At 61.9% G+C, this 17,807-nt stretch carries 17 protein-coding genes; 11 read left to right on the forward strand and 6 right to left on the reverse strand.

Annotation, left to right across the window (positions count from 1 at the left end; translation table 11 throughout):
• Positions 1-4: 4 nt before the first annotated feature.
• Complete coding sequence (locus M5B98_RS19455; protein ID WP_192552408.1) at positions 5-424, reverse strand: polyribonucleotide nucleotidyltransferase; 420 nt, start codon at positions 422-424, stop codon at positions 5-7.
• A gap of 108 nt (positions 425-532) precedes the next feature.
• Between M5B98_RS19455 and hrpB the strand changes: the two genes are divergently transcribed.
• Positions 533-3,052, forward strand: coding sequence for an ATP-dependent helicase HrpB (gene hrpB, locus M5B98_RS19460; RefSeq protein WP_248743675.1), 2,520 nt, complete (start codon positions 533-535; stop codon positions 3,050-3,052).
• 79 nt (positions 3,053-3,131) lie between these two features.
• Here hrpB and M5B98_RS19465 read toward each other — a convergent pair whose 3' ends face one another.
• Together M5B98_RS19465 and M5B98_RS19470 are read right to left on the reverse strand one after the other, a co-directional pair.
• Positions 3,132-3,458 (reverse strand): hypothetical protein, encoded by a 327-nt coding sequence (locus M5B98_RS19465; protein ID WP_248743676.1) that lies wholly within the window; start codon positions 3,456-3,458, stop codon positions 3,132-3,134.
• A gap of 185 nt (positions 3,459-3,643) precedes the next feature.
• Positions 3,644-4,558 carry a LysR family transcriptional regulator gene (locus tag M5B98_RS19470; RefSeq protein WP_248743677.1) on the reverse strand — a complete coding sequence of 305 codons (915 nt, stop codon included), beginning with the start codon at positions 4,556-4,558 and terminating at the stop codon, positions 3,644-3,646.
• A 237-nt stretch (positions 4,559-4,795) separates the two neighbouring features.
• On the opposite strand from M5B98_RS19470, the gene M5B98_RS19475 reads away from it, so the two are divergent.
• The 5 genes from M5B98_RS19475 to M5B98_RS19495 all read left to right on the forward strand — a co-directional run bounded on the left by M5B98_RS19475 (position 4,796) and on the right by M5B98_RS19495 (position 10,698).
• Positions 4,796-6,289 carry an aldehyde dehydrogenase gene (locus M5B98_RS19475; protein ID WP_248743678.1) on the forward strand — a complete coding sequence of 498 codons (1,494 nt, stop codon included), beginning with the start codon at positions 4,796-4,798 and terminating at the stop codon, positions 6,287-6,289.
• A gap of 32 nt (positions 6,290-6,321) precedes the next feature.
• Entirely contained in the window at positions 6,322-7,692 is a 1,371-nt protein-coding gene (locus M5B98_RS19480) for an aspartate aminotransferase family protein (RefSeq protein WP_248743679.1), read from the forward strand.
• Between the two features lie 390 nt (positions 7,693-8,082).
• A complete protein-coding gene (locus M5B98_RS19485) occupies positions 8,083-9,060 on the forward strand; it encodes an ABC transporter substrate-binding protein (RefSeq protein ID WP_085712255.1) in 978 nt (325 codons plus the stop codon).
• Between the two features lie 10 nt (positions 9,061-9,070).
• Positions 9,071-9,874 (forward strand): ABC transporter permease, encoded by an 804-nt coding sequence (locus M5B98_RS19490; RefSeq protein ID WP_065259616.1) that lies wholly within the window; start codon positions 9,071-9,073, stop codon positions 9,872-9,874.
• The gene (locus M5B98_RS19495; RefSeq protein WP_248743680.1) at positions 9,862-10,698 is read left to right on the forward strand and encodes an ABC transporter ATP-binding protein; all 837 of its coding nucleotides are present in this window, start codon (positions 9,862-9,864) and stop codon (positions 10,696-10,698) included. Before M5B98_RS19490 ends, M5B98_RS19495 begins: the two co-directional genes overlap by 13 nt.
• A 2-nt stretch (positions 10,699-10,700) precedes the next feature.
• On the opposite strand, the gene M5B98_RS19500 is transcribed toward M5B98_RS19495, so the two are convergent.
• Positions 10,701-11,777, reverse strand: coding sequence for an endonuclease/exonuclease/phosphatase family protein (locus M5B98_RS19500; protein ID WP_248743681.1), 1,077 nt, complete (start codon positions 11,775-11,777; stop codon positions 10,701-10,703).
• 73 nt (positions 11,778-11,850) lie between these two features.
• Positions 11,851-12,525 (reverse strand): YciC family protein, encoded by a 675-nt coding sequence (locus tag M5B98_RS19505; RefSeq protein WP_248743682.1) that lies wholly within the window; start codon positions 12,523-12,525, stop codon positions 11,851-11,853.
• A gap of 178 nt (positions 12,526-12,703) precedes the next feature.
• On the opposite strand from M5B98_RS19505, the gene M5B98_RS19510 reads away from it, so the two are divergent.
• The 3 genes from M5B98_RS19510 (at position 12,704) to M5B98_RS19520 (ending at position 14,726) form a co-directional block, all read left to right on the forward strand.
• Positions 12,704-13,462, forward strand: coding sequence for a DUF2076 domain-containing protein (locus M5B98_RS19510; protein ID WP_248743683.1), 759 nt, complete (start codon positions 12,704-12,706; stop codon positions 13,460-13,462).
• Positions 13,463-13,599: 137 nt separating this feature from the next.
• Positions 13,600-14,079: an NYN domain-containing protein gene (locus tag M5B98_RS19515; RefSeq protein ID WP_007958730.1), complete on the forward strand. Its 480-nt coding sequence runs from the start codon at positions 13,600-13,602 to the stop codon at positions 14,077-14,079.
• Positions 14,080-14,120: 41 nt separating this feature from the next.
• Positions 14,121-14,726, forward strand: coding sequence for a PolC-type DNA polymerase III (locus M5B98_RS19520; protein WP_248743684.1), 606 nt, complete (start codon positions 14,121-14,123; stop codon positions 14,724-14,726).
• Positions 14,727-14,787: 61 nt separating this feature from the next.
• On the opposite strand, the gene M5B98_RS19525 is transcribed toward M5B98_RS19520, so the two are convergent.
• Positions 14,788-15,243, reverse strand: coding sequence for an Lrp/AsnC family transcriptional regulator (locus M5B98_RS19525; RefSeq protein WP_248743685.1), 456 nt, complete (start codon positions 15,241-15,243; stop codon positions 14,788-14,790).
• A gap of 163 nt (positions 15,244-15,406) precedes the next feature.
• On the opposite strand from M5B98_RS19525, the gene yedA reads away from it, so the two are divergent.
• Both yedA and M5B98_RS19535 read left to right on the forward strand, forming a co-directional pair.
• Positions 15,407-16,345, forward strand: coding sequence for a drug/metabolite exporter YedA (gene yedA / locus M5B98_RS19530; protein ID WP_248743686.1), 939 nt, complete (start codon positions 15,407-15,409; stop codon positions 16,343-16,345).
• Positions 16,346-16,398: 53 nt separating this feature from the next.
• Positions 16,399-17,739 carry a DEAD/DEAH box helicase gene (locus M5B98_RS19535; RefSeq protein ID WP_248743687.1) on the forward strand — a complete coding sequence of 447 codons (1,341 nt, stop codon included), beginning with the start codon at positions 16,399-16,401 and terminating at the stop codon, positions 17,737-17,739.
• Positions 17,740-17,807: the final 68 nt, after the last annotated feature.

Below are 17,807 nucleotides of genomic sequence, written 5' to 3' on the forward strand. Positions count from 1 at the left end.
TTCCTTATGCGGCAGGTTGCAGGCCGAACATCGCCAGTTGCTGGGTGCTGCCCTTGTGCTGGATCAGGCGCGGGTCGTCCAGCGGCAGGTTGCGGCCCAGTTCTGTTTCGAGAATAGCCTGCAACTTGAGGTTATCGACCTGGCCGTCCGGGCCGATGGCTTGTTTGAGCTTGGCCGGATCGACCTGCGCCGTGCGGCCCGGTTCGAAATAGATCGCGCCGGTGGTGAAGTCCACGGCAAACGCGATCACGCCGGGAAGGATATAGAACAACAGGCCCACGGCATCGAGCACGGCAATCGCCGGGTCGATCTTGCCGTCGATCTGACCGCGCCGGTCGGGATAGAAAATCGAACCGCACGCGGTGATCTGAGTGAGCAGGGTGGCAACCAGTACACCGCCGATCAGGCGAAAAGGTAAGCGCATGGGAATCTCCTGAGTCATCTGTTAACGAAGCGTCATCGTGTGAAGTTAAGACCCTGACGAACGCCTGGCAGTTCGCCGTTATACTCGGCCCTCTGTTTTGGAGCCAGTATGAATTCGTTGCCGATCGATGACGTTTTACCCGCCCTGCGTGAAGCCCTCGCGACACGCCATGAAGCCGTGCTCGAAGCACCGCCCGGTGCTGGTAAAACCACCCGCGTGCCTTTGGCCCTGCTCAATGAAGCATGGCTGAACGGGCAGACCATTCTCATGCTCGAACCCCGTCGGCTGGCCGCCCGCGCAGCGGCGGAACGGCTGGCCAGCGAGCTGGGCGAGAAGGTCGGTGAAACCGTCGGTTATCGCATCCGCCTCGACAGCAAGGTCGGCCCCAACACACGCATCGAAGTGGTCACCGAAGGCATTCTCACCCGGCGCTTGCAGGACGACCCGGCGCTGGAGGGTGTGGGCCTGCTGATCTTCGACGAATTTCACGAACGCAGTCTCGACGCCGATCTGGCGCTGGCCCTCAGTCTGAACGGTCGCGAACTGTTTCGAGCTGAACAACCGCTGAAGATTCTGCTGATGTCCGCCACCCTCGAAGGCGAACGTCTGGCCGGTTTGCTCGACGATGCACCGATCCTGCGCAGCGAAGGCCGGATGTTCCCGGTGACGATGCTCTGGGGCCGGCCGTTCCAGCCCGGCGAATACATCGATCAGCGCGTCACGCAAACGGTGCTCGAAGCCCTGCACGATGAAACCGGCAGCCTGTTGGTGTTCCTGCCGGGGCAAGCGGAAATCCGCCGTGTCCATCAGCAACTGTCGGACGCCATCGGTGAGCGCAGCGACGTGTTGCTCTGCCCGTTGCACGGCGAACTCGACCTGAATGCCCAACGTGCCGCCATCGATCCGGCCCCGGCGGGCCAGCGCAAAGTGGTGCTGGCCACCAACATCGCCGAGACCAGCCTGACCATCAACGGCGTGCGCGTGGTGATCGACGCCGGGCTGGCGCGGGTGCCGCGTTTCGACCCGGGCAGCGGCATGACCCGCCTCGACACTCAACGGATCTCCAAAGCCAGCGCCACCCAGCGCGCGGGTCGGGCCGGGCGTCTGGAACCGGGCGTGTGTTATCGCCTGTGGTCGCAGGATCAGCACGAACAACTCGCGGCCTATGGCAGTGCGGAAATCCTCTCGGCGGATCTGGCTGGACTGGCTTTGCAGCTCGGACGCTGGGGCGTGGCGCCGAGTGATCTGATCTGGCTGGACGTACCGCCGGTAGCCGCTTATGCACAGGCTCAGGATCTGTTGCAGCGCCTCGGTGCGCTGGACGGTGAAACCCTGAATCGTCACGGTCAGGCCATGGCTGAATTGCCGGCCCACCCGCGCATCGCTCATCTGCTGTTGCGCGGTCAGGCGTTGGGTCTGGCGACCATGGCGTGCGATGTCGCAGCACTGCTCGGCGAGCGGGATATCTTGCGCGGCGCCGGGGCGGATCTGCACAGTCGTCTGGTGCTGCTGTCCGGCGAAGAACGCGCGGCCCGGGGCGCTCAGGGCGGCGTGCAGCGCGCCCGGCAACTGGCGCGGCAATATCGCGGTTATCTGCGTGGTCAGCCGAGCGAACCGGTCAGCGATCCCGATCACCCACGCTGGCTCGGCGCCTTGCTGGCACTGGCCTACCCGGATCGCGTCGCCCAGCAGCGGCGTGCCGGTGGTGCCGAATATCGTCTGGCCAATGGCCGAGCGGCGTTGTTCGCCGAAGCCGACAGCCTGATGAAGGAACCATGGATCGTCATCGCCGACCTCGGCAGCCGTCAGGGCCAGCGCGAAGAGCGGATTTATCTGGCGGCGGATTTCGATCCGGCGCTGTTCGACTCAGTGCTGGCCGAACAGGTGCACGCCGTCGATCAACTGGACTGGGACGAGCGCGAAGGCGTGCTGCGGGCCGAGCGGCAGCGCAAGGTCGGCGAATTGATCCTCAGCCGCGAACCGCTGACCGGTCTCGACGAAAACGCCCGCAGTCAGGCACTGGTCAATCTGGTGCGACGCAAGGGACTTGAGCTGCTGCCGTGGACCCCGGAATTGCGTCAATGGCAGGCGCGAGTCGCCTTATTGCGCCAGCTCGATCTGGACGCCAAGGGCGACAGCCAATGGCCGGATGTCAGCGACGCCACGTTGCTGAAAACCCTCGAAGACTGGCTGATGCCTTATCTGGGCAAGGTCTCGCGTCTCAGCCATTTCGCCAACCTCGACCTGTCGAGCATCGTGCGTAATCTGCTGCCATGGCCACTGCCGCAACAACTCGACGAACAGGCGCCGCATCACTTGAGCGTGCCGTCAGGTTCGTCGATTCGCCTCGACTACAGCGAACAGCCACCGATTCTCGCCGTGCGTTTGCAGGAGCTGTTCGGCCTCGCCGATACCCCGCGCATCGCCGGCGGCCGGCAAGTGGTCAAACTGCACCTGCTGTCGCCCGCGCGGCGGCCGGTGCAGGTGACGCAGGATCTGGCCAACTTCTGGCGCAGCACTTATGCCGAGGTGAAGAAAGATCTGAAGGGGCGGTATCCGAAGCATTACTGGCCGGATGACCCGCTGGTGGCCGAAGCCACTGCCCGGGCTAAACCGCGAGGTACATGATATTCAGCGATGATTGGCAACCCGCCTGGTAATGCAAGACGGGATGCCTGGTCATCTGGTTCGTGCAGGGACCACTCCATCACATGTAGCAAGCTCGTCCACAGAAGGTGAGTCCCACGACCTTACCCGCCCCGCGCAGGCGCCAACTGGTGAATTTCCCCTTTGACAAATCCTCACGCTTAACGACTTCCAGGTGGAGAGTACGAGCCTGAGGGTCATTGGTTTCCAGCAGGATTTCATCTTCCTTCACTGAGAAATGATCATGTAGCAAGACAACTCCAAAACGGTCGGTGTTCCCATACCGTTCCAGCAATGCATAAAGCTCGCTAATGAAGGGGTTATCCTCCGGGCCAAGTGGTTTCGCGTCTGCGAAGGAAGGGGTGTTGGATTGGGTATCGTCATTCATGACATTTGACTCCCTACATTAATTAATGTGAGGACTGGTCAAATACATGGTCACAGCCTTACACCGGCCATTGCAGTCCGGTTACATCAAGCCCCTTCTCAGTTGGCGCGTCTACTGTCAGAAATAACAGGTAGGTCGATTTAGCGATCAGCGGTCGCTGATAGCGATCTTTTGATTTTTAGCTTTCAAACATTCGCCTTCGCCGTCAGCTGCTCCCGGCAATAATCGGCAAACAACTGCGCCGGTTTGGTCAGTTGCCCGCGTTTGAGCCATGCCGCTACCAGACCTGAGCCGGTGACGTCTTCGACGATGTCCACGCACACGACTTTCTTGCCGTCGTAGGTGCATTCCGAATGCGGGCGGGTGACCAGGATCGAGAAGCCGAAACCCTGGCCGACCATGCCGCGCACCATTTCGATCGACGGCGAGCTGAACTCGATGCGCGGCGACAGGCCGAGTTCTTCGAACAGGCTGACGAAGTAGGTGCGGCTCGGTTGCACGTCGAGCAGGATCATCGGCTCCAGGCACAAGTCCCGCAGCGAAACCTGCTTGAGCTGGGCGAAGCGGTGATCTGCCGGGAGCAGGGCGTAGGGCCGTTGGGCCGGCATCAGCGGTTCGGTTTCGATGGTGGCGTCGAGGTCGTGCTTGTACAGGATCGCCAGGTCGAAGGTGCCCGAGGTCAGGCCTTGCACCAGTTCCTGTTGTTCGCCGTCGCGGATGCGGATCTTCACTCCCGGATACAGCGCCGAGAAGCCGGCAATCAGTTGTGGCAAGTACAGCGGCGCCACCGTTTCAAAACAGCCGATATCGATCTGCCCGGCCACCACGTCGTTGTCGGCGAGGGCGTTCTGTTCGAACTCCTTGGCCATGCGCAGCAGTTCCTGGGCCTTGCGGAAGAACCGCGCGCCGCTCGGCGTCAGGGATACGCCCTGAGCGTGATGGCGGATCAGCAGTTGCACGCCGAAGCTGTCTTCCAGCCCCTTGATCGCCGTGGAGATCGCCGGTTGCGCGATGTACAGCTTGCGCGAAGCCTCGGCGACGCTGCCGCATTCGACGGTGGTGATGAAGTATTTCAACTGACGCAGGTTGTAAGCGGCCACGGGAACCTCAGAACGAACGGATTTCACATCCAAGCAATTTGTACGCCGCCGGCCTCCGTTCTGTCGGCGGTTTTTTTGTCCCTGAACAATAGCCCCATACGCGCGCGAGGGGGCCACCGGCTGGTTACCTTTTTTATTGTCTGCGAAGACATTTTTACTGGTTTTGGCTCGCGCCGGCCTGAGCGACTATCGACTGCAGCCGTTTATAAAAGAATAAAAGTCCAAGGAGCATCCACCGTGTTCGAACTTGCAGACTGGCAGCGCAAGGCCGCTGAATTGAGCTATCCGTACCAGGCCGTGATCGACGGCAAGCTGTGTGACGCGCAGTCGGGCCAGACTTTTGCTGCGATCAACCCGGCCACCGGCCAGTTGCTGGCAAATGTCGCCGCGTGCGGTGAAGAGGATGTCGACGCGGCGGTGCGCAATGCGCGCGAAGTATTCGAGGCCGGCACCTGGGCCGGGCGTTCACCGACCGAGCGCAAGCAAGTCTTGCTGCGGCTGGCAGATCTGATTCTGACCCATCGCGAAGAACTGGCGCTGCTCGATTCGCTGAACATGGGCAAACCGGTGACGGACGCTTACAACATCGACGTGCCGGGTGCCGCCGGGGTGTTTCGCTGGTACGCCGAAAGCCTCGACAAACTCTACGATCAGGTCGCGCCGAGCGCCTCGAATGTGCTGGCAACCATCACCCGCGAAGCGCTGGGCGTGGTCGCAGCCGTGGTGCCGTGGAACTTCCCGCTGGACATGGCCGCGTGGAAACTCGCGCCGGCGCTGGCGGCGGGCAACTCGGTCATTCTCAAACCCGCCGAGCAATCACCGTTCTCCGCTTTGCGTCTGGCCGAGCTGGCGCTGGAAGCCGGGTTGCCGGCCGGTGTGCTGAATGTGCTGCCGGGGCTTGGTGAGCAGACCGGCAAAGCCCTGGGGCTGCACCCGGATGTCGATTGTCTGGTGTTCACCGGCTCGACCCAGGTCGGCAAATATTTCATGCAGTACTCCGCGCAGTCGAACCTCAAGCAGGTGTGGCTGGAGTGCGGCGGCAAGAGCGCCAATCTGGTGTTCGCCGACTGCAAGGATCTGGATCTGGCGGCGCAGAAAGCCGCGTTCGGGATCTTCTTCAATCAGGGCGAAGTCTGCTCGGCCAACTCGCGATTGTTGGTGGAGCGCTCGATTCATGACGAGTTCGTCGAGCGACTGAAGGCCCAGGCCGAACGCTGGCAGCCGGGCGATCCGCTGGACCCGGCAAGTGCCGCCGGGGCGATTGTCGACACCCGTCAGACCGAAAGCATTCTGCGCTTCATCCATCAGGCCGAACGCGAAGGTGCGACCCGCGTCTGCGGAGGTCAGCCACTGAGTTTCAACGGTTCGGGCAACTTCGTTCAGCCGACGATTTTCACCGACGTGCAGCCGCACATGACCCTGTTTCGCGAAGAAGTGTTCGGCCCGGTGCTGGCGGTGATTCCGTTCGATGACGAGGCCCACGCCTTGCAACTGGCCAACGACAGCGTCTACGGTCTGGCGGCGTCGCTGTGGACTGACGATCTGCACCGCGCCCATCGGGTGGCGCGGCAATTGCGAGCCGGTACGGTGTCGGTCAACAGCGTCGATGCGCTGGACGTGACCGTGCCGTTCGGCGGCGGCAAGCAGTCCGGTTTCGGCCGCGATCTGTCGCTGCACTCGTTCGACAAATACACCCAGTTGAAAACCACCTGGTTTCAACTGCGCTCATGACAGCCGCTCACAACAAAAAAGGAGATCCGGCGATGACCACCTCACGTGAAACCCGCGACTACCAGGCCGCCGATGCAGCGCACCACATTCATGCGTTCGTCGACCAGAAGGCCCTCAACGACGAAGGCCCACGGGTGATGGTGCGCGGCGAACGCCTGCACTTGTGGGACAACGACGGTCGGCGCTACCTCGACGGCATGTCCGGGCTGTGGTGCACCAACCTCGGCTATGGACGCAAGGACCTGAACGCCGCCGCGAGCCGGCAGCTGGAGCAGTTGCCGTACTACAACATGTTTTTCCACACCACCCACCCGCAGGTGATCGAGCTCTCCGAACTGCTGTTCAGCCTGCTGCCGGGGCACTACAGCCACGCGATCTACACCAACTCCGGCTCCGAAGCCAACGAGGTGTTGATCCGTACCGTGCGCCGTTACTGGCAGGTGCTGGGCAAGCCCGAGAAGAAAATCATGATCGGCCGCTGGAACGGCTATCACGGTTCGACCCTGGCGGCGACGGCCCTCGGCGGTATGAAATTCATGCACGAAATGGGCGGGATGATTCCCGACATCGCGCACATCGACGAGCCGTATTTCTTCGCCCACGAAGGCAACCTGACGCCGGCTGAATTTGGCTTGCGGGCGGCGCAGCAACTGGAAGCGAAGATCCTCGCACTGGGCGCCGACAAGGTCGCCGGGTTCATCGCCGAACCGTTCCAGGGCGCGGGCGGAATGATCTTCCCGCCGGAAAGCTACTGGCCGGAAATCCAGCGCATCTGCCGCAAGTACGACGTGCTGTTGTGCGCCGATGAAGTGATCGGCGGCTTCGGTCGCACTGGCGAATGGTTCGCTCACGAATACTTCGGTTTCGAACCGGACACCCTGTCCATCGCCAAGGGGCTGACCTCCGGTTACATCCCGATGGGCGGCCTGATCCTGTCGAAGAAAATGGCCGACGTGCTGGTGGAGCAGGGCGGTGTGTTCGCTCACGGCCTGACCTATTCCGGACACCCGGTGGCGGCGGCGGTGGCGATTGCCAACCTCAAGGCCCTGCGCGATGAAGGTGTGGTGACGCGGGTCAAGGATGACATCGGCCCGTACCTGCAACAGTGCCTGCGCGAGGTGTTCGGCAATCACCCGTTGGTGGGGGATATCCAGGGCACGGGCATGGTCGCGGCGTTGCAACTGGCCGAAGACAAGGCCACGCGCAAGCGCTTCGCCAATGAGAACGACATGGCCTGGCGCTGCCGCACGATCGGTTTTGAAGAGGGGGTGATCATTCGCTCGACCCTGGGGCGGATGATCATGGCGCCGGCCTTGATTGCCAGTCGTGAAGAGATTGACGAACTGGTGGGCAAGACCTTGAAAGCGGTGGATCGTACGGCGCAGGAATACGGCCGGCTCTGAGGTATTCGTAGGGCTCAAGGCCCCCTTCGCGGGCAAGCCCGCTCCCACAGTGGACCGGCGTCGTACACAAAATTTGTGAGCGATACTGGCCCCTGTGGGAGCGGGCTTGCCCGCGATTGCGTCAGCCGATTCAACATCGTTTTTGCTGTCTTGCACCCCCTCCGTGCACCCCCGCCCGACGCGCCCTTTCGCGGTGCGCACTACCCAGTTTTTTCATCGTTCGCGTCTAACTATTTCCTCGTTTTCCTGACGCCGGGCCTGGGTCAACATCGATTTCGCCAGCCAAGGCATTGCCCGCCAGAGTCCGACAGAGACCGCAGCGTGCAATCGCGAGACCCCGGCTGGCCGTACTGCCCATGACAACTAAATCAACAGCGTTGGGAGTGCTCCATGAACAAGTCCTTGTTTACCCGTCTTGCTTGTCCTCTGGCGATTTCCGCCCTTTCCGTCACCGCCGCCCAGGCCGGCACCTTGTCGATCGGCCACACCACATGGGTCGGTTACGGCACCCTGTATCTGGCCCAGGATCTGGGCTACTTCAAGGAAAACGGCCTGACCGTCGAATTGCCGGTGGTCGAAGAAGCCTCGATGTACATGGCCGCCCAGGCGTCCGGGCAATTGTCCGGCTCGGCGTCGACCATCGACGAAGTGCTCAAATACCGCCCGCAGTTCTGCTTCAAGGCCGTGGCCGCGCTGGATGACAGCCATGGCGGCGACGGCGTGCTGGTCGGCAAGAACGTCAAGAGTCTGCAAGAGCTGAAGGGCCAAGCCGTGGCCGTCAACGAGGGTTCGACCTCGCAGTTCTGGCTGTCGTACCTGCTGAAAAAGAACGGCATGCGCATGAGCGACATCACCGTGCAGAACATGACCGCCGACGATGCCGCCACCGCGTTCATCGCCGGTCGCGTGCCGGCCGCCGTGACCTGGGAGCCGCATCTGTCGATGGTGCGCGACAAGCAGCAGGGCAAGGTGCTGATCGACAGCAGCAGTACGCCGGGCGTGATCGTCGATGTGGTGGCGCTCAACTGCACGGTGATCGAGAAGCAGCCGGAAGACGTCAAGGCGCTGGTCGCCGGTCTCTACAAAGCGGTGCAGTACACCAAGGACCATCCACAGAAAGCCTACGAAATCATGGCCAAGGGCGTCGGCGGTTACCTGTCCGATCCGAAGGAACTGGCCGCCGCCGCACAGGGCGTGCGCTTCTACGATCAGGCCATGAGCGAGAAGCTGCTGGGCAAACCGGGCGCGCCGGGTGACAGCGAGCCGCTGATCAAACTGGCCAACGAAACCGCCAGCGAACTGCAGGGCAAGCCCTACAACGTCAGCAACGACGACCTGGTGGATAACCGTTTCGTCAGCCCGCTCTAGGAGACTGGTCATGTTCAAGCGCAATTCATGGCTGAGTCGCTGCATCACGCCGAAGACCGGATTGCCGGTGCCGGTGGTGTGGAGCGCCAGCGGTCTGGCCTGGGTGTTGCTGGTCGGCCTGTGGGCCGGGTTGTCCTACGGCGGCATCGTGCCGGGGATGTTCCTGCCGACGCCCGGTGCAGTGGTTGAAGCCGCCCTGCGTCTGAGCCGCGACGGCACCCTAGGGCAGCATGTCTGGGCCAGTGTCGAAGTGGTGATGGTTGGTTTTATTGTGTCGTCGCTGGTGGCGGTACCGCTGGGCTTGCTGATGGGCAGCTTCCGCATCGTCCAGGCGTTCCTCGAGCCGATGGTCAACTTCATCCGCTACCTGCCGGTAACCTCGTTCGTGCCGCTGTTCATCCTGTGGATCGGCATCGGTCTGGAGCAGCGGGTGTCGGTGATCATCTTTGGCGTGTTCTTCCAGCAACTGGTGATGGTCGCGGACGTGTCCAAAGGCATCTCCAAGGACTTGATCAACGCTTCCTACACCCTCGGTTCCAACCGGCGTGACGCGGTGCTGCATGTGATCGCCCCGGCGTCGCTGCCCGGCGTACTCGACACCCTGCGGGTGACCATGGGCTGGGCCTGGACCTATCTGGTGGTCGCCGAACTGGTCGCCGCTTCCAGTGGCCTCGGTTACTTGAGCCTCAAGGCCATGCGTGGTTTTCAGGTCGACGTGATTTTTCTCGCCATCGCGATCATCGGCCTGCTGGGCCTGGTCACCGATCAACTGTTCCGCTTCTTGCGTTTGAGGATTGCCGCATGGGCTCAGTAACCGCTGCCAACCGTCGTTTCATCGAGCCGGTCGACGCACCGGCACAGGCCGCGCCAAGGTTGCAGGTGGACAAGGTCAGCCTGCGTTACACCAAACCCGGCGGCGGCACGTTCACCGCGCTGGAAGAAGTGTCGTTCGAAGTGCCGGATCAGCAATTCGCGGTGCTGGTCGGGCCGTCGGGCTGCGGCAAGTCGAGCCTGCTGTATCTCACCGCCGGCCTGGCCGAGCCGACGTCCGGCGAGATCTACGTCGGCGGTCAGCAAGTGCAGGGCCCCGGCGCGGATCGTGGGATGGTGTTCCAGAGCTACACGCTGTTCCCGTGGCTGACGGTGCGGCAGAACGTCGAGTTCGGCCTCAAGCGCCGGGGCATGCCGGCGGCCAAGCGCAAGGAAATCGTCGATCACTACGTCCATGAAGTCGGTTTGTCAGGATTTGCCGACAACTACGCCAAGCAGCTGTCCGGCGGCATGATGCAGCGGGTGGCGATTGCCCGTGCATTGGCCAACGACCCGCAGATCCTGCTGATGGACGAACCCTTCGGCGCCCTCGACAGCCAGACCCGTCTGCAAATGCAGCAGCTGTTGCTGCGGGTGTGGGGCAACAGCAAGAAGACTGTGCTGTTCGTCACTCACGATATCGACGAGGCGATCCTGCTCGGCGACCGGGTGTACGTGATGGGCGCGCGGCCGGGGCGGATCAAGCAGATTCTCGATGTGCCGATCGAACGCCCACGCACCCTGGACATGGTCATGGAACGCTCGTTCATCGACATGAAACGGCAGATCTTCGGGCTGTTGCACGACGATCTCGAAGAGGCTCACTGAGTTCAGTTGGGTGGTAGGAGGAACTTCGCAATCACCGGCAAATGATCGGAAATGCGCAACGTATCGTCCTGCCGCACCGTGGCTTCGACCCGTTTGATCTTCGGGCTGTAGAACAGGTAATCGACCGTGCGGTCCGGGCCGTTGAGGCCGGGGTCGTTGGGGTAGTGGGTCAGCCACTTGGCGCGGTCGATGCCGCTGGCTTCATTGTTGGTCGGGATCATCGGGTACTTGTCCCACAACAGGTGCAGCGCACTGTCCACGGAGTAGGGCGTGCGCTGTTCGACCGGCAGGCGCCGGTACTGGCCGAGCGGCAACAGGTTGAAGTCACCCCCGATCAGCCACGGCGTGCCGTGGCTTTCGTGTTTGTCGAGAACCTTGGCCACTGCCGAAACTTGCGCCTGCAAGGTTTCGTCCGGTTGCATGGCACGATCCAGATGCGTGTTGAACACCACCAGTTGCCCGCCATCGCTGAACGGCAGGGTGGTGGCGAGCAGGGCGTTTTTCGGCTGGAACTGGCGGCTGATGATATTCAGCGGCTGCACCGGCAATTGCAGGCGTTCGGCGTGTTCGATGCGGAAGCGGCTGAGGGTCGCGAGTTGCCGGCCGACGCTGCCGAAGATATGCGGATTCGGGACGAAATCGGCCTTCCAGTCGAAGGCGTGGGCGCTGCACGGGTAGAGGTCGGTGAGGCGTTCCTGCAACAGCTTGAGCTGGTTCTGATAGTCGCTGGCCTTGGCGCCGTCATCCAGTTCCTGGATCAGCACCACGTCGGGCTGCTCGTCGCGGATCACCCGGGCCACTTCGTCGAGGCTGAAGGCCATGTCTTCCGTGGTCGGGGCTTCGTCGTCGCCTTGCGCCAGGTCATTCCAGAACACATAACGCTTGCCGGCCAGGTATTGCACGTTCCAGGTCATGACCTTCAGCGCCTGGCCGGGCACCAGCGTTGGCGGTTGCCCGGTGCAACTGACCGGCAGGGTCTCCCGGGCGTCGGGGCGCCAGGTCAGGCTGAAAATCATCACGCCGATCAGGGCGACGGCCAGCAGAACAGTAAGCAGGATGTAGCGCAGTAGACGGGTCATGGCTCGGCTTATAGCGATACGGAAGTGGTCCCGAGCATATACGAGACCCCCGCATCACCCAAGCGCAGAGCGGTCAGCCCCTTCCGTCACGTTTGTCGGGCAATTCGCTGATCAACATGAACAGGCGGAACAGCACCACGCTGGTGAACAGTTGCAGGAAGCTGTGGCCACTGTCGATCAATATGGCGATCAACGGATTCTGCGGGTCGGGGTAGACCTGCAGGGTCAGACCCTTGAGCAGCCACAGCGGCCCCATCACACAGAGGATGCACACCAGAATCCGCAGGAAATGCCCACGGCTCAGGCGCAGGCTTTCCTTCATCGCCTGCAACGGGCCGTAGCCGCGCAGCACCAGCAGGTATTCACCGAAGGCCAGGGTGACCATCAGCCACAAGCCTGGCAGGAAATACAGGGACAGACCGAGCAAAATCAACAACGTGTTCAGCGCAGTGAGCACGGCGAAACGCGGCCAAAGGCGCGCCGCCATCGCCAGCAAGTCGAGGGTTTGCGGGGATTCGCCACGGGTGCGGGCGTCGAGAAACAGGATCAGCGCGGCGGTGTACAGCGGGTAGACCAGCAGGCCGACGATCACGCTGATGGCCGAATAACCGTCCGGGTCGCTTGTGTGATCGACCACCTGTTGCAACGCGGCTTCGAAGATCACCAGCGGCAGGCACAGCTGGACGATCCGCGCCAGATTGCGTTTAAAGAAATACAGCGAGTCACGCAGCACATCGAAGGCATTCATCAGTCGGTATCGCAGGTCAAAAACAGTGGCTCACTTTAACCGATGATGTGCTGCCGGGCGCAAACGTAAACGTTCGGTAAAGACCATTGAAACATTCTGTCGCTGCCTCCATTACGTAGGTGCGCCTCCTCCACTGTGGACGAGGGCAACGTTATCCCCGGCAATCTACGAGGTCGCCATGAACAGCGAAGAGCAAACCCTGATCGATGGACTGTTTTCCCGGCTGCAACAGGCCGAAACGGAGGCAGCCCCGCGTGACGCCCTGGCTGAAGCGCGGATCAAGGAACACCTGACGCGCCAGCCGGCCGCAGGCTATTTCATGACCCAGGCGATTCTGGTGCAGGAGGCCGCGATCAAGAGCCTCGACGAACAGAACAAACAACTGACTCAACAGGTCCAGCAACTGCAGGCCGAACTGCAATCGGCCAAGGCACAGAGCGCAGCCCCGGCGTCGAGTGGCGGCGGTTTCCTGTCGAGCATCTTCGGTGGCAGCAGCCCGCGTCCGGCCCCGACCCAGAGCGCCCCGGCGTCCTCCGGCGGCTGGCGTGAACCGGCTCCGCAGCAGAACTTCGGTGCCCCCGCGCCACAACAGAACTTCGGCGCACCACCACCGGGTTATGGCCAGCAACCAGCGGCCCCGGCGGCCGGCAGCAGCTTCCTCGGCGGCGCCCTGAAAACCGCTGCCGGTGTGGCGGGTGGCGTGATGCTGGCACAAGGCATCAGCAGCCTGTTCCATCAAAACCAGCAGCCGCAGGAAATCGTCGAAGTCATCAAGGAAGAGCCAGCCCAGGTCAACGACCAGAGCAACAACGGCTGGGGCGATGATCAGCGCATGGCCAACAATGATTCCTACGGTAATGATCAGGGCGGCTTTACCGACACCGACTACAGCGATGACAACTCATCGTTCTTCGATGACGACGATTCCTTCGTCTGATTCACCATTCGTCCGGGGCGCCTGAGCGCCCCGGGCCGATTATTCGCGGAACCTTCCTCCGGGCTGGCATACTGGGCGCCTTTTTCGGGCCTGGTGCCTGATCCGGCTCATGCGCGTCAGCGCTCACAGGAACTCCGGTGAAAAAAATCGCAGTGTTCGCCGATGTGCAGAACCTCTACTACACCGTCCGCCAGGCCTACGGTTGCCACTTCAACTACGCGGCACTGTGGGCGGATGTCAGCCAGCACGGGCAGATCGTCGAGGCCTACGCCTACGCCATCGACCGGGGCGACAGCAAACAGCAGCAGTTCCAGCAGATCCTGCGCAACCTCGGTTTCACCGTAAAACTCAAACCCTACATCCAGCGCAGCGACGGCTCGGCCAAGGGCGACTGGGATGTGGGCATCACCCTCGACATCATGGACGCCGCCGACCACGTCGACGAAATCGTCCTGGCTTCCGGTGACGGCGATTTCGACATGCTGCTCGAACGCATCATCAACAAACACGGCGTGCAAGCGGTGGCCTATGGCGTTCCCGGCCTGACCGCCAACTCGCTGATCCGCGCCGCCAGCCGTTATGTGCCGATCGAAGGCGCACTGCTGTTGAAAAACTGAGCACAAGCTCAAGCATTGATTTGAACGGAGTTGAACCCGGTTTGGAACGCATTGCAGTCATCGACTTTGAAACCACCGGCATCTCGCCGAGCAGCAGCTGCCGGGCCACGGAAATCGCCGTGGTCATGCTGGAAAACGGCCGCATCGTCGAGCGTTACCAGAGCCTGATGAACGCTGGCGTCCGCGTCCCGGCCTTCATCGAACAACTCACCGGCATCAGCAACGCCATGCTGCGCACCGCGCCTTCGGCCGAACAGGTGATGAACGAAGTCAACGAATTCGTCGGCTGCACGCCCCTGCTGGCGCACAACGCCGCGTTCGACCAGAAGTTCTGGGACTTCGAACTGGGCCGGATCAAACGCACCCGTTTGCAGAACTTCGCCTGCTCGCTACTGCTGGCCCGCCGCCTGATGCCGGCGGCGCCGAACCACAAGCTCGGCACACTCACCACGTTTGCCCAATTGCCGCACACCGGCAAGGCGCACAGGGCGATGGCGGATGCGGAGATGGCGGCGAATTTGCTGGCGCATCTGGCGGATGAGTTGCGGCACAAGCATGGGGTGCGGGAGTTGTCGCACGACTTGCTTTGCAAATTGCAGAAGGTGCCGGCAGCGAAGGTTGGCGAGCACTTGCAGCGTTATCGCTGAATAAGCGTGAATGATCGTTCCCACGCTCTGCGTGGGAACGAGCGGCAGTAGGTGTTTTGCCTCAGGATTTGCCGTTACCTTCAATATGCCCCAACGGCACCCGCTTCTCTATCGCACTCGACAACACGATCGACGTCTTGCTGAACCCGAATTTCGCCACCTGGTTGATCAAGTCTTCCAGCTCCGGCATTGAAGCCACCGCGGCCTTCATGATCACGCACGGATCGCCCGTCACTCGAAAGCACTCGGTCAGTTGCGGAATTTTCACCAGTTCGTCGTAGACCTTTTGACTGCCGTTCTGGTGGAGGCGCAATTCGATCACGCACTGGATCGGCAAGCCGATTTTCGACAGGTCGATGTTCGCCTGATACCCGGTGATGACTCCGGCCGCCTCGAGTTTTGCCACGCGCTCGGCGACGGCGGGGGCGGAGAGGTTCACTTTGCGGGCGAGGTCGGCGTAGGACGCGCGACCGTTTTCGAGCAGGGCGCCGAGCAGCATGCGGTCGTATTTGTCCAAGGTCGGACTCCTGAAAATGCCAGACTTTCGAAATCACGGTTTCAGCCGTCGATCTCCGTGTTTTCAAAAGTGTACCGGCGCTATAAACAGGTTTTGTAACTTATTTTTAGCGGTTGGCCTTTCTAGAATAACCAATCCCCTGTGTCTGACTTTCGAGTTGCTCATGTCTGCCTTGCGCCGTTTTTCCTTGCCCTTGATCGCTGCGTTTTTTGCGTTGTACGTGATTTGGGGATCGACCTATCTGGTGATCCGCATCGGCGTCGAATACTGGCCGCCGCTGATGCTCGGCGGCGTACGCTTCGTGATTGCGGGCACTCTGATGTACGCGTTCCTGCGCTGGCGCGGGGCACCGGCGCCGACCTGGGCGCAGTGGAAAGCGGCGGGGATCATCGGGATTCTGTTGCTCAGTTTCGGCAATGGCGCGGTGACCCTGGCCGAGCATAGCGGCGTGGCGTCGGGTGTTGCCGCGTTGGCAGTGGCAACGGTGCCGCTGTTCACTTTGCTCTGCGGTTATTTCTGGGGCGCGCGCAACACCCGTCTGGAATGGGCCGGGGTGGCGATGGGGATTATCGGCATCGCGATGCTCAACATGGGCTCCAACCTGCAATCGAGCCCGCTGGGCGCGGCGCTGCTGATTTTCGCGGCGGCGAGCTGGGCGTTCGGTTCGGTGTGGAGCAAACACTTGCCGCTACCCCAGGGCGCAATGGCCAGTGCCGTGGAAATGCTGGTGGGCGGCGTGGTGCTGTTGATCGGTAGCGCGGCGAGCGGTGAACACCTGCAAGCCATGCCGCCGCTGGAAGGCTGGCTGGCGCTGGCGTACCTGATCTTCTTCGGCTCGATCATCGCCTTCAACGCTTACATGTATCTGTTGAAAAACGTTCGTCCGGCGGCGGCCACCAGTTATGCCTATGTGAACCCGGCGGTGGCGGTGTTGCTGGGGATCGTGTTTGTCGGCGAGACCATCGGGGTCGAAGAGGCGCTGGCGATGCTGGTGATCATTGGCGCGGTGGTGCTGATCGGGTTGCCGCAGTGGCGCCGCCCTCGGCAGTTGCCGGTGGTCAGCGAGCCGGCTGCCATAGCGACGGAGCAGCGTGCGAATTAGGGTAAACTGCGCGCCATCGCACACGTGCTCTGATTTTTTCCTACGGTACTCCCATGACTTTCGCCACCCTTGGCCTGATCGAACCCTTGCTGCGCTCCCTCGAGAAGCTCGGCTACCAGACCCCGACGCCGGTGCAGGCGCAGGCCATTCCGGCCGTGCTGGCCGGTCGCGACCTGATGGCCGCGGCCCAGACCGGCACCGGCAAGACCGCCGGTTTCGCCTTGCCGCTGTTGCAACTGCTGGCGATGGAAGGGCCGAAAGTCACCGCCAACTCGGTGCGCGCGCTGATTCTGGTGCCGACTCGCGAGCTGGCCGAACAAGTCCACGAAGCTGTGCGCCAGTATGCCGAAAACCTGCCATTGCGCACTTACGCGGTGTACGGCGGCGTCAGCATCAACCCGCAGATGATGAAGCTGCGTGGTGGCGTCGATCTGCTGGTGGCCACTCCGGGCCGTCTGCTCGACCTGTTCCGCCAGAACGCGCTGAAGTTCAACCAGTTGCAAACCCTGGTGCTGGACGAAGCCGACCGCATGCTCGACCTGGGCTTTTCCGAAGAGCTGGCGAACATTTACCGTGCGCTGCCGAAGAAACGTCAGACGCTGCTGTTCTCCGCAACCTTCTCCGATGACATCCGCCTGCTGGCCGGGCAGATGCTCAACGATCCGCAGAGCATCGAAGTCAGCCCGCGCAACGTGGCCGCCAACACCGTCAAGCAGTGGGTGGTGACGGTGGACAAAAAGCGCAAGCCGGAACTGTTCGTGCACCTGATGCGCAAGAACAAGTGGAAGCAGGTGCTGGTGTTCGCCAAGACCCGTAATGGTGTGGATGCGCTGGTCGAGAAGCTCCAGGGTCTGGGCGTGAACGCCGACGGCATCCACGGCGACAAGCCGCAAGCGACCCGGCAGCGGGCGCTGGACCGTTTCAAACTGAGCGAAGTGCAGATTCTGGTGGCCACCGACGTGGCGGCCCGTGGTCTGGACATCGAAGACCTGCCATTGGTGGTCAACTTCGATCTGCCGATCGTCGCCGAGGATTACATTCACCGTATCGGCCGGACTGGCCGCGCGGGTTCGACCGGTGAGGCGATTTCGCTGGTGTGCGCCGATGAAGTGAACATGTTGTCGGCGATTGAAATGTTGACCCGCAGCACGTTGAAGCGCGAGATCGAACCGGACTTCGTACCGGAGCACCGCGTGCCGGATACCGATGCCAGTGGGCAGGTGATCAAGAAGCCGAAGAAACCGAAGAAGCCGAAGGTTTCCGGTGGCGGCGGTGGCAAGCGCAATCTGGGCAAGTGGGTGGACAGCGGCGATACCCCGGCGCCGGAGGTGGCGATCAAGCCTGTGCGCAAGGTGCCGGTGTTTAATACGGGGCCGCGTAAGCGTAAGCCTTAAGCGTCGCCGAAAGTCAAAAGCCCCTCACCCTAACCCTCTCCCAAAGGGAGAGGGGACTGATTGGGGGA

The organism is Pseudomonas sp. MWU12-3088 (assembly GCF_023242405.1).
GTDB lineage: Bacteria > Pseudomonadota > Gammaproteobacteria > Pseudomonadales > Pseudomonadaceae > Aquipseudomonas > Aquipseudomonas kribbensis.

What these genes read in the sequence shown, in the direction of transcription:
- M5B98_RS19455 (WP_192552408.1), bottom strand. Translation starts at nt 424, where the DNA reads ATGCGCTTACCTTTTCGCCTGATCGGCGGTGTACTGGTTGCCACCCTG.
- hrpB (WP_248743675.1), top strand. Translation starts at nt 533, where the DNA reads ATGAATTCGTTGCCGATCGATGACGTTTTACCCGCCCTGCGTGAAGCC.
- M5B98_RS19465 (WP_248743676.1), bottom strand. Translation starts at nt 3,458, where the DNA reads ATGAATGACGATACCCAATCCAACACCCCTTCCTTCGCAGACGCGAAA.
- M5B98_RS19480 (WP_248743679.1), top strand. Translation starts at nt 6,322, where the DNA reads ATGACCACCTCACGTGAAACCCGCGACTACCAGGCCGCCGATGCAGCG.
- M5B98_RS19485 (WP_085712255.1), top strand. Translation starts at nt 8,083, where the DNA reads ATGAACAAGTCCTTGTTTACCCGTCTTGCTTGTCCTCTGGCGATTTCC.
- M5B98_RS19490 (WP_065259616.1), top strand. Translation starts at nt 9,071, where the DNA reads ATGTTCAAGCGCAATTCATGGCTGAGTCGCTGCATCACGCCGAAGACC.
- M5B98_RS19495 (WP_248743680.1), top strand. Translation starts at nt 9,862, where the DNA reads ATGGGCTCAGTAACCGCTGCCAACCGTCGTTTCATCGAGCCGGTCGAC.
- M5B98_RS19500 (WP_248743681.1), bottom strand. Translation starts at nt 11,777, where the DNA reads ATGACCCGTCTACTGCGCTACATCCTGCTTACTGTTCTGCTGGCCGTC.
- M5B98_RS19505 (WP_248743682.1), bottom strand. Translation starts at nt 12,525, where the DNA reads ATGAATGCCTTCGATGTGCTGCGTGACTCGCTGTATTTCTTTAAACGC.
- M5B98_RS19510 (WP_248743683.1), top strand. Translation starts at nt 12,704, where the DNA reads ATGAACAGCGAAGAGCAAACCCTGATCGATGGACTGTTTTCCCGGCTG.
- yedA (WP_248743686.1), top strand. Translation starts at nt 15,407, where the DNA reads ATGTCTGCCTTGCGCCGTTTTTCCTTGCCCTTGATCGCTGCGTTTTTT.
- M5B98_RS19535 (WP_248743687.1), top strand. Translation starts at nt 16,399, where the DNA reads ATGACTTTCGCCACCCTTGGCCTGATCGAACCCTTGCTGCGCTCCCTC.